The sequence below is a fragment of the Lientehia hominis genome (genome assembly GCF_021044755.1).
Classification (GTDB): domain Bacteria; phylum Bacillota; class Clostridia; order Lachnospirales; family Lachnospiraceae; genus Lientehia; species Lientehia hominis.
Genome location: NZ_JAJNOR010000002.1, coordinates 105634 through 120380 on the forward strand (window position 1 = coordinate 105634; position 14747 = coordinate 120380).

Consider the following 14747-nt stretch of genomic DNA (forward strand, 5'->3'; position numbering starts at 1 on the left):
GCAGCCCGCCTTCCATCTTCTTTTTGCAGCTGTTCAGAGTATACTGAATATAATAGGGATAAGGACTCAGCCCGGACAGGCCATATCAGCGCCTTCCTTTTTTCTCAAGTCTTCTCCTCCTCCGTCGGAAAAAGCATGCCATAAACACTGCGCTGGTCCCTGTTCCCGCCAAATATCCCGCCGCCCGGACCGGATTCTGCCAAAGATGTATCCACGGATCAGAAGTCACCAGAAGCTTCCACTCAATTCTCTCTTCTTTCCCTCCGCCTCCCTTGGATGTCCCCAGCCGGTTCCCGGCCTCATCTTCAGCCGCAATGCTCAAATACTGCCAATCATCGTCTTCCTTCAGACATATAGCAAGGATTCCTCCGTTTTGCCTCAGCTCGTCCTGCAAGCCATCTCCCGCATAAATCTTCTTTTCAGTCCCGTTTTGAATCTCCACCTGCTTAAGCGCCATATTGTCCCAGACGGAAAGAAACAAATGGAGCTCATCCGTTTCATAGCGCCCGCCGTCCTCCGCGCCTGATAAAACGGCATCCGGCCCAGTCTTGTCGACGGCAAATTCAATGGAACCCGCCCCGCCCTTTCTTTTCATCAATATATTCCCCATCTGATTCCCCGCCATGTCTTCAGAGTATAGGACAACCTCATAATTTCCTTCTGCCTCAAAATTTTCCTTTGCTATGGTATACTTGTAGACCTGCCATTGACCTCTCGATTCCTTCTCGAAGGGATTTTCTCTCATGACCCTCCGTTCTTCCTTCTCCTGTCTTGAATAGTCTTCCTTTTCCAAAAGACTTCTGCTTTCTCCATCGCGGCTTAGTACGACCTGATGGCTTATCACCGGGTCTACATTATATTCCCATACTGCCACATGTTTCTCCTCCTTTAGATACGGATACGCTCCCGACGCCGGATACAGCCAGGCGGCTGTCTCCTCATCCACAACATAGACTGATCCGAAACGGTTTACAGAAAACCAAATCTGCTTTTCCGCCCGGTTTCCTGCTCCGTCTTCACAGGACACCTGTAAAGAATATAAGCCGTCAGATTCGGGATCATAAGGAAAATCTTCAAATATAAACCGCCTTTCTCCTGCTGATACTTCTTCTTCCTTCTTCTCGGCAGCCGCCCTCCTCCTCTCCCCCGACGCTTGTTTTCCCTCCTCCCGCCAGATTTCCACAGATACGCTTTCCGGGAGCAGATGAATGTCCCGGACGGTGACAGCCGGAGCCACCGTTCCGCGGTTAGCCGAAGCGTCTGCCACTCCTGCGATCATTATTTCGGGAAACGTCCGGTCTATGGTGAACTCCTCTGAAATCTGGTTTTCCTCCCCGCATTCGTTTGCCGCCAGGTCTGTACAGTTCACCTGGAGCAAATATTCTCCGTCCTCCTCAAATGTACATACCGCGGTATGGGCATCGCCATTATGAACAAACTCGCCTATTTCCGTCATGCTCAGATTCTCTGCCAGGGAGGCCATCACACAGCCTTTCACTCCTTCCCTGTAAAAATTGTGCTCCATGACCGTGATCTCCGCTTTTCTGGGACTCCTCCAGAGCTTTCCTTTCCCTGGCTCCGCATCTTCAAAAGTTACAAATACCTCCGGCGGCGTCCGGTCTATGGTAAATGTCTCAGCTTCGCTCCATGCGGCGTTTCCCGCCACGTCTACACATCCCAGGAGCACCGTATAGTCCCCGTCCTCCGCAAATTCCATGCGGCACCAATGCAGGTCGCCGTCATGGCTCCATTTGCTGACAGCCGGCATAGGACCATCCGTATTGGAAATCTGAAATTGTACCCGTTCTGCCGAGAAATTTCTTTCCCGTATGCTCACCAATGCCGTCCGAATCCGGTTATAATAAATTTCATTGGCGGGCTGGACATCGTTGTACTGTATGGAAATCTCCGGAGCTGACGTGTCAACGGCAGTCCAAAGGGATTCCTCGGACCGGTTTCCGGCAAAATCCTCCGCCTGTACAGTCAGGCACACTTTTCTGCCGTCATATTTCTCCGACAGTATCTCCAGCTCTCCCTGCCACTCCCTCCGCGCGGAAGAATTCCATTCTGTTTCTTCCATTAACACCCCTTCCAAAAGCTGATTCTCTTCCTCCGGACTTTCTCCCTCCAAACGGTATGTGATTCTTTTAAGTCCTGAGTAAATACCTCCCTCCGCCGGTTCCTCTGCCGATATAGCGACCTTTACGTTCTGCCTGTATATCCCGTTTAACGGTTCTTCTTTATTTTGGATGTTCAGTGTCAGCCGCGGGCCTTTGTCCTCGACGAGCATGCCGTCGGAGCTGTAATATTTTGACAGGCCGGCATAATTGGTCACCTTCAGGTAAACGACATTCCTGGAGTCCGGTATCAATAGGAGACTATTTCCCGTTTTCCACGCGGCATCGTCTGCCTGATTCAGATATTCCCTGGACAGCCCCTCCCCCGCGCACAGATACTGCAGAGGTTCTATCGGGGATACACTGTCTCCTCCTTCCAAGAGCACCAGTTCTTTCTCATTTGAAAAGAGGCCGAAGGTCACACGCTCCATAAATTCAGTCCAGGTCTGTCCCATAACCGTAATGCTCCCGCATTCCGGCGGAGTCGTGTCCACGGTGAAACTTTTCTCCTTCTCACTTTCCTCTGTAAGATACCGCCCTGAAGGATCCTGGTAAGATGCTTCTAAGTGATACAAAGCGTCGCCGGCAAAGAAAAAGGAAGCCTTATACCAATCTGTCCCTTTTTCCGGAGCCTTTACCCAGCGGCTTCCCATGGTATACGAAGTCTTTTCACCCTTCGGTTCCTCAAGAACGGTTATCTGCGGCCAGGCCGCTTCTTCCTCCGGATTGAAATTGTGCTCCTTCAAATAAGTCCAGACCGTGACAGGACGGCTGTAATACCCTTCATGTCCCACACTCTCATCCTTCTCCGGAAATACCATCATGAGCTCCGGATCCGTTCTGTCAATCGACAAGGCAGCAGCGTTCTCCAGAACCGTCTGGTTTCCCGCCAGGTCTCCGCAGGCTATCTTCCGTATCTCATAGTTTCTTTCCGCCTGAAAGCGAAGTCGCATTTCCACTTCCCGATCCTGCGTATGTTCCGTCCTTCCCTCTTCACTGTCGTAAAACCAACGTTCCTCTTCTCCTTCTGTTACATATGGCACTGCAGCCAGTGTCCCGACACCCAAACCGTCCAGTCCCATCCATTGTTTCCGCCCAGAATCATATGTAATTTGAGTTTCCCTTCCGGTTTCGTCCTGAATGCTGATGGATACCTGCGCCGGGTCAAAATTTCGTTCGTGAAACGTTATCACAGCCTCTGCCGTATCCTGATAACAGTTGTTCTGTCCTGCCCCACCCATGACCGAAACGGCAATCTCAGGTATTCGTGTTTCTATTTCCTGTGCTTGTATCAACGTCCCGTCGCCAAAAATCCCCGACGCGAGCAGCCCGGCTGCTGTCAGGAACGCTGCCCGCTTCCGTGTTCCTTCCCTTCGTTTTCTCCACCGTTTCTTTTCCCTCCATACCTTTCGAATGGAGAGTCTGCGGAACAAGACCGCGGACATTATCATTCCGCATAGAAATATGGTTCCCAGAATCCAGGACCATCTGTGGTACTCCATTATCTTCTGCTGTTCCTGTTCCATCTTCATTCCCCCTTTTCAAACGTTTATCCTTCCTCACTTCTTAACTTCCGGTATCGTCTGAAACGCCGCTTCTACCGCCCTCTCCGCTGTTATAAGTCCTTCCTCCGCCTCTTCCATGAGCGTCCGTATATACTCCGTCTCTCCTTCTCCGTTCCATCCCCATTCTGTCAGCTTCTGTCTGATCTGTTCCAGCTGTCCCCGCATCTCTTCCCTCCCTACTCCTGCCTGGCGGAACGTTCCGGCGTGAAAGATGGTCTGGGAAATAATCTCCTTATACATAATCAAGGCCGTTACCCGGTTATCTTCTTCCATCCCTCCCTCCATAAGCGCCGTCAGATCTTTCCAATACTCTGCATACGATATTTCCATATCTCCTGTCTTCCTCTGAATACTCAGTTTTTCATAATATCCCGCGATCCGGCTCAGACATCCGGCGCGTATGACAGCTCTCTCCGACAGCTCTTTTCCAGGCTCTGCGCCGGCGACAAGGGACAGCCATATGGCCGATGCTCCCTTTCCTCCGCTTCCCTCATAGTAATAAAAATACGCCTGTCCGATTTCGTACGCGGCCCGTATCTGTTCTCCCTTGTTCCGGCCAAGCTGCTCCCGGTTGCTTTTTCCTCCATGGTTCTTCTTGTCTAGAATCCCCCGGAGCAGGCGCTCTTCCTCACTAGTAAACTTCCCGTCATCCTCCAGAAACGTCTGCACCAAAATCAGGTAGGCTTCCGCTCTGCCCGGTTCCAGATCAACTGCTTTCCGGCAGAAATCCAATTTTTTTTCCTTTTCTACACTTCCCGCCGCTTCTTTCAGATATGCTTCATAAGTACTGGATATGGCCCGGCATTCTGCCCCGTGCAGGAATAGGCTTCCCAATCCGGCAGCTGCCGTAAGCATACAGATTCCCGCAAAAGACCGAAGCCGCCAGTTCCTCTTCTTGATTTCCTTGTCGTCAAGCTCCTGATAACGTTCCAGAGCAAAGGCGAGCTCTCTGCAGGAGCCATACCGTTCTTTCGGATCGTCCTTCGTACAGATCAACAGGATTTTTTCCAATCCCATAGACAGATCTGGCCGGAAATGCCGGACAGGCCGGCAGCCATAAGGAGGCTCTGCCGGACTTCTGCCCGTCAGCAGATGATACATCACCGCACCCAGCCCGTAAATATCCGTTTCCGGTCCCGTCTGTCCTCTTCCTCCGTACTGCTCCGGTGCGGCGTACCCTCTTGTCCCCAGGCATACCGTATCTTCACCTCCCTCTTCTTTTCTTTCCCTCGCCGTCCCGAAATCTACCAGCACGACGGCTCCGTCCTCCTTCAGCATCACATTGGAAGGCTTCATGTCCCGGTATATGACAGGCGGCGTCCTCGTATGGAGGTATTCCAGAACTTCGCACAGCTGCCTGCCCCAATCAGCCACCTTCTCCTGCGGCTGGGCGCCTTCTTCTTTCAGAAGCCTGGAAAGGGAGCGCCCTTCGATATAGTCCATCACGAGATACAGCATCCCTTTTTCCTTCAGGATGTCTCCGATGGCCGGCAGTCCGGGATGATTCAGCTTCTTTAACAGCTCCGCCTCCATGACCAGACTGTTCCTTTTCTCCGGGATTTCCTTTACAGCCCAAAGTCTACCGGTCCTTTCATGGCGTGCCAAATAAACGGCAGCGCTTCCGCCTCTCCCGAGTATGTCAAGGATACGGTATGTTCCACCCAGAACGGTGCCGGGCAAACACGACATATACATGCCTCCTCATATTCTGTTGATCGCTCATATGGAAAATTTCAGGGGATATCCCTGCAAGAATCACCGCCGGAATCGACGGTAACAAAATTGTATAATACTTCTCATCAGATGTCAACTAAAAAATATTATGTTCAAACCTTGCCCTGTACACTGTCAGCAGATATAATGCAGTGGTAACGCCGCCGCCATCGGCATTCATCCCAATACGGTCCGGCTCTATGAGGAGCTGGAACTGATACCCAGACTGGAACGTCTTTTCAACGGATACTGGATGTTTACAGAATTCTGCCTGGAGCAGCTCCGCCTTGCCCGCCTCGCCTTCCAGATTAAGGTTCTCCAAAACGATGTTCGCTGTCTGCATGCCGCTGACTGTCATGGCCCTGCTGGGCATGGTATACGGCAGCCGCCCCGCATTTGCCAGGGCCCCGGACGCTCTGTCTCTCATTCAGGGAATCAAGCTTCTGAAAGCCTCTTCCGTTGGGAGTGACAGCCTTATTTATCCAGCGCTTTTTTCAGATCCTCTATGTAAGCCGCCTGCTGCTTTTTCAAATACATGCTCACAAAAGGCTTCATCACCCATTTTTTAGCAGTCACATCCTCTGTGAAGTCAATCGTGGTCACTCCGTTCTCATGGGAAAACAGGCCGGTCCAATGTCCCTTCATATTGCCGTTCTCCATATCGAACTCATATCGTTCAAAGGGCTGAAAGTCCGTTATGGTAAAAGTAGTGGCATATCCTTCCTTCGTATACTCCACGAACCGCTTTCCTTCCTCCTCCACCTGGATCCTGTCCAGGTCGCTGCGCCAGGAAATATCCTTTAACGAAACTACCAGGTCCCATACCTTTTGAACATCACATATTAATTCCGCTTTTATTGTAGAAACAGCCATTTTTACCCCCTCATTTCAGTATTATAAAATTCCTATTCCAAAAAATCGGAAAAAGAGAGAGGCCAAGACCTCTCTCATAGTTCGCCATATATCATGGCCGCCTGTTAATTTATCTTCCTCTTTTTCCTGAGTATCATGGCCGCCGAAAGGCCGCCTGACAGGAACAGGACTGCGAACCACCGGAACAGGCCGCTGTGATCGCCCGTCCGTGGAGCAGCAGACGCGGGTTTAGCCGTCTTCATTTCACTCCTGCTCTCCGCTTTTACAATCGTAAAAGTTGTCTTCGCTGTTCCGTTTTTAGAGACGATACCAATAGTATGCCTGCCCTCACTTAAGGTTTTAATATAGCTGGAACTCAAGATGACAACCGTACTGCCTTCTTTAACCGTATAGTTGCCGGGAGAAATCTCTTTTCCATCCAGGAGTACCTTCTGGAAATCCTCAAATTCCGCATCTGATTTGAAGACTGCGTCTTCACCCTGCTCAACCGACTGGTTTATCCCTTCGATGATTTTTGGTGCGGCCGCGGGCTTCGACGCCACCGTCACCGCAGCCGAACCAGCCTTACCTGCGTCGGCCACAGAAGTTGCCGTTATGGTCAGGGCTACTGCCGTTTCATCCGGCGCCACCGTTAAAAGCCCACTTTCGCTGATAGCCGTGCCGGCTTTCTGATTGCCGCTTACACTCCATGTAACTGTCTGTACCGGGTCGTTTGTACCCTGTACGGAAGCAAGAAACTGCAGAGTGGCGCCCTTTGTTACTGTTATGGAAGAAGGCGACACGGTAACGCCTGTGACTGCCGGCGGTCCCGCATTCACAGTGAAACTTACCGCAAAGCTCTGCGGCGCGATTGCGTTACCGCCGCTCACCGTTACTACAGCCGTATAGATACCCGGTACAAGCCCCATGGCCGGTGACACTTTAAAAGAGTCTTTGCCGCCTGCCGCAACATTCCTTATATCTGTTTCTTCAATTACAAACGCGTCCGCATTTGTACCGCTGAGTATAACCGATAATGCACCTGTATCCCGATTTCCGGTATTCTGCACTGTAACGGCCAGTGGATTCTGCACACCGTAGCCTGCCACTGTCTCTGTAAAGATATATGTTCCGCTCTGCGATAAACCAATGCTGTAAACCGGCGCCGGAATATATTCCATAACCGTGAAGCTGCTTGTATCACCCGCAAGCATCGTACCGGATGCCGTTATCCGGACATAATACAAACCATTTGCAAGCCCTGTCACCGTACTGCCGGTACCTTCTATCCAACTGTCGCTTGTGGAAAGCCGGTACTCCATTGCGGTTGTTATGCCTGCAAGCTGTCCGTCATCGTTACCGCCGGTGGTACAGCCGATGGCAGTTACTCCCGAAACTGCGGCCCCCTGCGTAATGTCAATGGTCTGTACTTCGCTGTCGTCGGTGGTTGTGCCATTCCCTTTTTTTACAATCCACACGTCATTTGTGGGAGTCACACCGTCCTGAACCGTCACAGTCGAACCTATGATATCCGTCCAGCTGCCGCCCTGGTCGATACTATATTCCATGCCAGATGTCACATTTTTTAATAAGCCGCTGTCCGCACCTGTAGCAGCAAAAGTGGCGGTGGGGGTGTCTTCCTGCCGTAGGGCAGCAATGTCAGCCCCGGAAAGAACCGGCTTCATTCTGACCGCGCCGCTGCCCACAAGACTCACTTTCGCAATATCGCTTCGCACTGCTCCGGTCGCAAAAACGCTGCCGGCTGCAAAACCACTTGGCAGCTCCACCTTTACATCAGCATCCGCTTCCAAAACAGGATAGACCGCAAAGCTGTCCACGCCGTTCGTAACAGAACCACCGTTTATCACAATACCGCTGTTATTTAAGCCTATCCTGGCACTCCCGCCTACCGTAAGAGTCACGGTACCGTCTACAGTACCAAAAGCACTGCCGCCGTAAACCTGACCCGTAACCGTGCCTCCAGTAATGGTAACATTTGTATTTTGCACCGATGAGCCGCTTTGTCTTCCTCCCCCGCAGATACCATTAACCTTGCCGCCACGCATGATGATTTTTGTACTTCCAGTAACAGCATCATTCAGTGATCCACCAAAAACATGATACCCCGAAAGGTCATAACCGCCGGCAGAAGGTTCGGCACTGCTTATTTTCAAATATTCATCCATTCCAATAATGCCGTCGCCGTCTTTATCATACAAAATATTGGTACAACCGGCCATGCTTCCTGCCACGATTTGAATTTCCAGCCCCCCTGCATATATATACTTATTTACTGCATCCACTTCGGGGGCAGGGACAGGAACTTCTATTAATACTAAATTCTTGTTCAAATCCTCATATTCCGCACCCAGACGGCTGTACAGGTTTATAACGGAAAACTTTTCCGCCTGTGAACTGTCCTCCAGGCCGTTTACCAGTACATCACCGGCAGTCTGGTCTTCAGCCTTGTAAAACATGCTGACGGGCGTGCCTGAATAAAAAGTACCGCCGATGTTGGCTGAGACAGTGGCACCGCCTTGTGTATAAATGTCTGCCGCCTGCCCTGAGAGCACAGGAGAACCTGAAAGCTTCAGCGTCCCAAAGTTTTTAACAGCATAGCAGTTACTGTCCGCACCGCTTCCGGATAGTGTGCCGCCGGCTATCTCTGTCTCTGACGCAACAAGCCATGCACTGCTGCCGCCGGTATTGTTCACAGTACCGTTTTCCAGCCTTCCGGTATCTCCTGCGACCGCTATGCTGGGAGTGCCGCAGGAGCTGATAACCTCGCCGCCTGTCATCAGAAAACCGCCCATACTATAAATGGCATTGCTTCCGCCATCTGCCGCGCTTCCCATCTCACACTGTACCGTGCCTCCTTCAATGGTGATTTTACCTCCGTCTGAACCGGAACTTTTAGAATTGATGACACTCGCGCCGTTCGTGTGTTCTACTATACCATGTTTCAAAGTAAACTGCGCGTCCACTGTCAACGATACAGTAAATTTATTAATACCCGCATAAGTGAGTTTTCCATCCGTACCGGCAGAAGTATCCTGTACCGTCAAATGAGCGCCGCTCCCCGTCACCGTCAGAGGTTCCGGCAAAGTAATGGTACTGCCGTTTAAATCAAGGGTCAGCTCCCATGTAACATTCGGGCTCGAAGAAGGATTTACGTCAGACTGCAGCTGAATGTAGGCGGCCGAGCTACTCATAGCATCGGCAAATGTCCCGCTGTTTGTCAGGCTGTTTTTATCCGCTCCCCATTTTACCTCGACGGCCGGTGTGGGAGGAGTTAATGAAACGGTTATCTCCCCTTTGTCCACTGCATTTTTGCCACTTTGTACAATAGTAACTCCATCCACTTTGGCCCCGCTTACGTATAGATCATAACTCCCATTTTCCGTCGTAACCGTGCCCGAATAAAGACCACCTCCCTGGTGGCTGAGCGGTATCTCCGGAGAAGAGCCGTCGTTGGATAATTTAATGGCAACGTTTGCGTCTGTTATGGGACTGCCGTCCACGCCCTTTATGGTGACCGAAATCGAACCAGGTGCACCAAACAAGCCGGGTATAAAGCCTCTCAAATATGGATAACCTCCGTTTACCCCACTGTCAATTGCCCATATGCCTGAAAAATCCCAGCCGTCATAGGTACTCTGCTGTTTCAATTCTTCACTCGTCCTGCCGAGGTCGGCGCGGCCGCTCGAAGGGCTGAAGTCCGGTGATAAGGATTTATCAAAATAGGTATTCGTAATTTTTCCATTGGGAACCGCACTCCCGTCTGACCAGCCCGCAATCGGTCGAAGCTCTCCGATACACGCAGAATAACAGTTCAGGATTTCTATACTGCTGCTTTCATTCCAGCCAGAAATCCCGGCAGTATCCCCGCGGCCGCCCTGCGGGCTCAAAGCCACCCTCACATAGCAGTTTCTTATTGTTGTAATGCCCGAATACGTGGAGCCGACCAGGCCGCTGACCGCGGCATATGCTTTTACATTTCCGGTAACATAACAGCGTTCAATCGTACTGCCGCTTGCGAAGCCGGCAAGAATCGCCGCATCATTGCCTGTGGATGTGACGCTTGCATTTTCAATACCCAAATCCTTAATGACCGCATTATTAACATATCCAAACAGGCCGCAGTATCTGGAAGACGTATTAATGGACAGACCACTTATAATGTGTCTTTGCCCGTCAAAGGTTCCGCTGAATGGAGCCGATGACATGCCAATTGGAATCCAGTCATCTGTCAGCTGTATATCGCCAGTTAATTGAAATACTGCGCCTGAGCAATTATTTCCCCCATTAACGATAGTCTTAAGGTACTTAAGCTGTGCTCCATTCGAAATCGTATATGTATTGCCGCTTTCAACAGATACTCCCTCATCCAGGGGCTGTGTAAGGCCAGCCCTTAACCGCGGGATTTCAGCAGCACAGCTTGTTAATCCGACATTAGGGTCTTCCTGAAGATCTTGTTCCATACTTTCTGCCGTACCGGAAATGTCGGCGTCCTGTTCTGTTTGCATGACCTCTATTGTTTCTGCTTGGCTGCACAGCTTACAACTATGCGTACAGGGAACTCCCTCTGCGGCTTCTACGTATCCGCAGTCATCACCGTGTCCGCATACATAACTTGAATCGGCTTCGCTGTCTTCTGAATTCGGGACACAGCTGTAGGTTCCGTCCTCATTCATATGGGCGCAGGCCGCGCCCCCCACTTCTTCCTGGAATCCACAGTCTTCCTCTCTGTGTACATGGCCGCACTTCTCGTTTAAGCCGTCTGTAACCTCTTTTTCAGATGCAGACGCAGACGCCGGATACAGGCTGAATACCATGCATAAGCTGAGCGCTATTGCTGCCAGGCACCGCCCTGTGCTCCCGTAAAATATGTTGCAAAACCGAGACAGCAGTGGCTTCGTCTCTCTGGCCGTTCCAGGCCGCCTCATTTTTTGTTCTGGCTTATCCATTAAAAACCCCCTTATTTTATTTACTCGAAGGAGATAGAAATCATCTGTTCTCTGCCAAGATATTATTTCCTCAGACAAATTACCTCCAAGAGTATACACAATCATAAATAACCGTACCATATTCCATGCGTATTTGCAATGAATTGTGGAATATTATTGGAATTATCAATCAACATTTGAGATTTCAGAAATGAATATCAGAAAACCATTATATAAAAAAATATGTGTTACATCTCAAATGAATTAACTTCATCGGGAATTCCCGAAAAATATCCCAGAAAAAAGTCTCGCGAAAGAATGCCCCGTAAGCGGGATTTGCCGCCTGAAAAAAAAACGCAGGACACATCCCCCGTGATGTCCCGCGTTTCCCCGCTATGACGCAAAGCATTATGCCCAGCCTTCCGTGTCCGCATTTTTTCCGCCTGTGTCAGCAGTGTTCCAGAACTACACCGTGGGCTATTCCAGGCACGCTCTGTCCTTCGTTATAGCTGGTGCTGGAAAGGAGCGCGCCTGTCGGTACGAACAGAACCCGCTTCCATTCTCCGGACTGGAGCTTGGGCAGAATATATCCTGCCAATACCACCGCGGAACACCCGCATCCACTTCCTCCGGAATGAGTGTCCTGAGACTCATTGTCAAAAATCTCCATGCCGCAGTCCATATGGAGACTTTTGATATCGTATCCGCTGCTCTTCATAAAATCGACCAGGATGGTATGCCCGACCTCACCCAGATCTCCTGTGATGATCTTGTCATACTCCTCCGGCTGCCTTCCGAAATCCTCCAGATGACGGCAGATAGTGTCGCTGGCTGCCGGCGCCATGCACGCTCCCATGTTCATAGAATCCTTAAGGCCCATATCCACGATCTTGCCCGGTGTGATCCCGGCCACACGGACATTTCCGCCTTTCTTCCCCAGGACAAAAGATCCGCAGCCCGTAACCGTCCAGGTGGTGGACAGTGGTCTCTGGTTGCCATATTCCAACGGAAAACGGAACTGCTTTTCTGCACTGGCAAAATGGCTGGAGGCCATGGACATGACATAATCCGCGTAACCCGCATCCACAGCCATAGCACCAAGGCACAGGGCTTCTCCCATGGTGGAGCAGGCTCCGTAAAGTCCAAACAGAGGGATTTCCAGATCTACGGTACCAAATGAGGTGGCGATCAGCTGCCCAAGCAGATCTCCGGCAAAAAGATACCGGATCTGGTTTCTTACGATTCCCGAATGTTCTATGGCCAGATCCGCGGCTTCCTTCTGAAGAGCGCTTTCTGCCGCCTCCCAGTTGTCGCATCCCAGCATGGGATCCGGCTCTATCACATCAAAAAAGGAACCAAGCGGGCCTTCCCCTTCCTTCTGTCCTACTACGGAAGCCGCTCCTACGATCCTGGGTCCTTCTTTAAATTGAATACTGGCTTTTCCTACCTGTTGTCCTCCACTCTGCATCCTGTCATCCATCCTTTCCAATTTCTCACGCCGCGTATCCATTTTTGCCGATGGCAAGCCATTTCCGTGCGGCGCCGGTTTTTATTTTCAGTATGTGCATTTTTCTTCCCGGCTATTCTGTAAGAAATTCTGCCGATCAAAAAATATTATAGTATTGAGAATCAGGATGATACAAATAGTATATTTTGCTGAATGGTTTTTACTTTATAAGTTTTCCCTTGTATAAAAACGGAATATTCCAATCATACTATCACCAGATAATGACAGAAAAGGAGCTGATGATATGTGTTGCTCAAAAACAAAGAAATGGATTATGGGACTGCTTCTTCTGGCGGCTGTCGCTGCAGTAATCTGTTATGTAGTTTCCATGAAGGAAGGAAACAGCCAGAATAAAGGAACGCTGGTTCAGTCGGTAAAGGAAGGCGGCGAGCTTATGCAGGAAAAGCTCAAAGACGGGAGCATGTTCCTGTGTGAAAAAATCAGTAAGGCGGCGAGAAAGATATGAGCGAAGTCCTCTATCTGAAACTGAATCAAAACACGGAGGTCCATGAAAGAGATGTATTTCTGGGACAGCTGGGAAGCATCTGGTGCAGGGACAAGGCAATTGAAAGTAAATGCAAGGCCCTCAAGGTGATAAACATCCAAGCGAATAAGAAAGAGCGGTATGTTTTGTCTGTCATGGATCTGATCAAACAGATGGAAAAGCTGGACAACCGGGTGGAGATCAATAATATAGGTGAAACAGACTGTATTATCGATTACCAGCCGAACCTCAAACCGAGCCCCGTCTGGGACTGGCTGAAGGCGGCAGCGGTCTGTATCGTCGCGTTTTTCGGGGCGGCTTTTGCCATCATGACCTTTAACAATGACGGAGACGTGTCTAATGTATTCGGCCATCTCTATTATCAGGTCATGGGAGTACAGGCAGGTGGGCCGACGATATTGGAATTCACCTATTCCATCGGCCTGCCTCTGGGAATCATCGTATTCTTCAACCACTTTTCCAAAGCCGCGCTTTCCAAGGATCCGACTCCCATCGAGGTTCAGATGCGGACTTATGAGACGGATGTGAATACTACCTTGATCCAAAATGCGAGCAGGGAGGAATCAGGCATTGATGTTTCTTAGATATCTGTTTTTAGGCCTGGTGGGCCTGTGTGCCGGCGGAGTGATCGCGGCGGGTATCTTCGCCTTTATCGTCACAATAGGCGTGGTAATCCGCCTGATCGGCAAGACGCATACCGGCAGGCATATCCGGCTGATCGAGGACTTTATCGTAGCCGGAGGGACACTTGGCAACATTGTAAATCTTTATGAAATTGCGGTTCCGGGCGGCTATCCGGTCCTTCTGCTGTTCGGCCTTGGTGCCGGCGTATTCGTGGGATGCCTGATCATGTCCCTGGCAGAAACGCTCAACGCACTTCCCGTATTAAGCAGGAGAATCCATCTGACTACTGGGCTGCAATATGTGATACTAAGCATCGCAGCCGGAAAAGGGCTCGGAGCGGCCGTTTATTTTATCTTTAATATTCACTGACAGAGAGGAACTGGAATTATGAAAGAAGAACAGGGTGTAAAGAACCAGGGAAATGCGGAAAATGGGGAAATACCCCTGCCCGATGAGACGATGCAGCCAAAGGAATATGAGCAGTATGTGAAAAAGGTAACGCCGACGCACAATACTCCGCTCAATATGTGCAAGGCATTCCTGACCGGCGGGATAATCTGCACGATCGGCCAGTGGTTTACCAACATTTTCCTAAACAATGGACTGGAAAAAGACGCAGCAGGCGCATGGACGCTTCTGATTCTGATCGGAAGTGCGATCATTTTGACCGGACTTAATATTTTCCCCAAAATCGTCACCTTCGGCGGCGCGGGAGCCCTGGTACCAATAACCGGCTTTGCCAATTCCGTAGTTGCGCCGGCAATAGAATATAAAAAAGAAGGACATATTTTTGGTATTGGATGTAAAATTTTTACAATTGCGGGGCCTGTGATCCTCTATGGAATATTTGCCTCCTGGATCGCCGGAATCCTGTATTGGATACTGAACCTGGCCGGAGTGTACTGGGCGTAAAAGGTC

At 50.4% G+C, this 14747-nt stretch carries 9 protein-coding genes and 1 pseudogene; 5 read left to right on the plus strand and 5 right to left on the minus strand.

All coding sequences use genetic code 11. The features are described from left to right. Positions 1-85 precede the first annotated feature (85 nt). Positions 86-3643 (minus strand): Ig-like domain-containing protein, encoded by a 3558-nt coding sequence (locus tag LQE92_RS05350; RefSeq protein WP_231061971.1) that lies wholly within the window; start codon positions 3641-3643, stop codon positions 86-88. A 33-nt stretch (positions 3644-3676) separates the two neighbouring features. After that, positions 3677-5371: a serine/threonine protein kinase gene (locus LQE92_RS05355; RefSeq protein WP_231061972.1), complete on the minus strand. Its 1695-nt coding sequence runs from the start codon at positions 5369-5371 to the stop codon at positions 3677-3679. A 193-nt stretch (positions 5372-5564) separates the two neighbouring features. Here LQE92_RS05355 and LQE92_RS14640 point away from each other — a divergent pair. Next, positions 5565-5729, plus strand: a pseudogene (locus tag LQE92_RS14640) (MerR family transcriptional regulator); the annotation flags it as partial. 140 nt (positions 5730-5869) lie between these two features. Here LQE92_RS14640 and LQE92_RS05365 read toward each other — a convergent pair. The 3 genes from LQE92_RS05365 to spoVAD all read right to left on the minus strand — a co-directional run bounded on the left by LQE92_RS05365 (position 5870) and on the right by spoVAD (position 12661). Further along, on the minus strand, positions 5870-6268 hold the full coding sequence (locus LQE92_RS05365) for an SRPBCC family protein (RefSeq protein ID WP_231061973.1): 399 nt from the start codon (positions 6266-6268) through the stop codon (positions 5870-5872). 104 nt (positions 6269-6372) lie between these two features. Then, complete coding sequence (locus LQE92_RS05370; protein WP_231061974.1) at positions 6373-11214, minus strand: hypothetical protein; 4842 nt, start codon at positions 11212-11214, stop codon at positions 6373-6375. A gap of 427 nt (positions 11215-11641) precedes the next feature. Then, the gene (spoVAD, locus tag LQE92_RS05375; protein WP_231061975.1) at positions 11642-12661 is read right to left on the minus strand and encodes a stage V sporulation protein AD; all 1020 of its coding nucleotides are present in this window, start codon (positions 12659-12661) and stop codon (positions 11642-11644) included. A 283-nt stretch (positions 12662-12944) separates the two neighbouring features. Here spoVAD and LQE92_RS05380 point away from each other — a divergent pair, with 283 nt between their 5' ends. From LQE92_RS05380 to LQE92_RS05395, 4 genes are all read left to right on the plus strand, one after another. Further along, complete coding sequence (locus LQE92_RS05380; RefSeq protein ID WP_231061976.1) at positions 12945-13166, plus strand: hypothetical protein; 222 nt, start codon at positions 12945-12947, stop codon at positions 13164-13166. Then, positions 13163-13789 (plus strand): stage V sporulation protein AA, encoded by a 627-nt coding sequence (locus LQE92_RS05385; protein ID WP_231061977.1) that lies wholly within the window; start codon positions 13163-13165, stop codon positions 13787-13789. The genes LQE92_RS05380 and LQE92_RS05385 overlap by 4 nt, the downstream gene beginning before the upstream one ends. Next, the gene (locus LQE92_RS05390; RefSeq protein ID WP_231061978.1) at positions 13779-14198 is read left to right on the plus strand and encodes a stage V sporulation protein AB; all 420 of its coding nucleotides are present in this window, start codon (positions 13779-13781) and stop codon (positions 14196-14198) included. The genes LQE92_RS05385 and LQE92_RS05390 overlap by 11 nt, the downstream gene beginning before the upstream one ends. A gap of 90 nt (positions 14199-14288) precedes the next feature. After that, positions 14289-14741, plus strand: coding sequence for a SpoVA/SpoVAEb family sporulation membrane protein (locus LQE92_RS05395; RefSeq protein ID WP_231062052.1), 453 nt, complete (start codon positions 14289-14291; stop codon positions 14739-14741). Positions 14742-14747: the final 6 nt, after the last annotated feature.